The organism is Pseudomonas sp. CG7 (assembly GCF_023701885.1).
In the GTDB taxonomy this organism is placed as follows: Bacteria; Pseudomonadota; Gammaproteobacteria; order Pseudomonadales; family Pseudomonadaceae; genus Aquipseudomonas; species Aquipseudomonas zanjanensis.
Genome location: NZ_JABAEE010000173.1, coordinates 1 through 1,601 on the forward strand (window position 1 = coordinate 1; position 1,601 = coordinate 1,601).

Consider the following 1,601-nt stretch of genomic DNA (forward strand, 5'->3'; position numbering starts at 1 on the left):
AAGCAGCGCCCTGGTGGACTTCCTCACGCCCCAAGGACGGCTGCGGGCGGTGTTGCGCGGAGCGCGGGGCAAGGCCGGGACGCTGGCGCGGCCGTTCGTGCCGCTGGAAGTCGAGTTCCGCGGCAGGGGCGAGCTGAAAAATGTCGGGCGCATGGAAAGCAACGGTGTCGCGGCCTGGCTCAACGGCGAGGCGTTGTTCAGTGGTTTGTACCTCAATGAACTGCTGATCCGCCTGTTGCCCGCCGAAGATCCCCATCCGGCGGTCTTCGACCACTACACCGCCACACTGCTGGCCCTGGCTGAAGGCCGGCCACTGGAGCCGCTGCTGCGCTCGTTCGAGTGGCGGCTGCTGGATGACCTGGGTTATGGCTTTGCGCTGAACACCGACCTGCACGGCGAGCCCATCGCGGCTGATGGTCTGTACCGCTTGCAAGTGGACGCCGGCCTGGAGCGGGTCTACCTGCTGCATCCAGGGCTGTTCAACGGGGCCGAACTGCTGGCCATGGCCGACGCCGACTGGCGTGCGCCGGGTGCCTTGTCGGCGGCCAAGCGGCTGATGCGCCAGGCCCTGGCCGTGCATCTGGGGGGTCGGCCACTGGTGAGTCGCGAGCTGTTTCGCAAGCCCTGATCAACCCGTATGCTGTGGGCCGACTATTTGTTCTTTCAGGAGCCTTTTCGTGAGCACCAGCAATCGCATTCTTCTCGGCGTGAACATCGACCATGTCGCCACCCTGCGCCAGGCCCGTGGTACGCGCTACCCGGATCCGGTCAAGGCCGCACTGGACGCGGAAGAAGCGGGGGCCGACGGCATCACCGTGCACCTGCGTGAAGACCGTCGCCACATCCAGGAGCGCGACGTGCTGCTGCTCAAGGACGTACTGCAAACCCGCATGAACTTCGAAATGGGCGTGACCGAGGAAATGATGGCGTTCGCCGAGCGCATCCGCCCGGCGCACATCTGCCTGGTGCCGGAGACGCGCCAGGAACTGACCACCGAAGGCGGCCTCGATGTAGCGGGCCAGGAATCGCGGATCAGCCTGGCGGTGGAGCGCCTGTCGAAGATCGGTGCCGAGGTCTCGCTGTTCATCGATGCCGACGAACGGCAAATCGAGGCAGCCAAGCGTGTCGGCGCCCCCGCCATCGAACTGCACACTGGCCGGTACGCCGACGCCGAGACCCCCACGGACGTGGCCGATGAGCTGCAACGGGTCGCCGATGGCGTCGCCTTTGGCCTGGCCCAAGGCTTGATCGTCAACGCCGGCCATGGCTTGCACTACCACAACGTCGAAGCCGTCGCGGCCATCAAGGGCATCAACGAGCTGAACATCGGCCATGCACTGGTGGCCCATGCCTTGTTCGTCGGGTTCAAGTCGGCTGTGGCGGAAATGAAAGCCTTGATCCTGGCTGCCGCCAAGTCCTGACCGCAATCACAAAACCTAATGTGGCTGCTCACTTAAGGCTTACCTGATCCATTGTGGCGAGGGAGCTTGCTCCCGCTCGGTTGCGTAGCAACCGCAAAATCTTGGGGCCGCTTCGCAGCCCAGCGGGAGCAAGCTCCCTCGCCACCGGGCCATCACCGGAGCCCGAGGGTGTAGACCGGA

General features: G+C 65.1%; 2 protein-coding genes. Both read left to right on the forward strand.

The genetic code is table 11. From position 1 onward, the window contains the following. Positions 1-628 (forward strand): DNA repair protein RecO (gene recO / locus HGO40_RS30430; protein ID WP_250966055.1); only part of this gene is annotated, 628 nt, incomplete at its 5' end. 49 nt (positions 629-677) lie between these two features. Next, positions 678-1,421: a pyridoxine 5'-phosphate synthase gene (gene pdxJ / locus HGO40_RS30435; RefSeq protein WP_250966056.1), complete on the forward strand. Its 744-nt coding sequence runs from the start codon at positions 678-680 to the stop codon at positions 1,419-1,421. Positions 1,422-1,601: the final 180 nt, after the last annotated feature.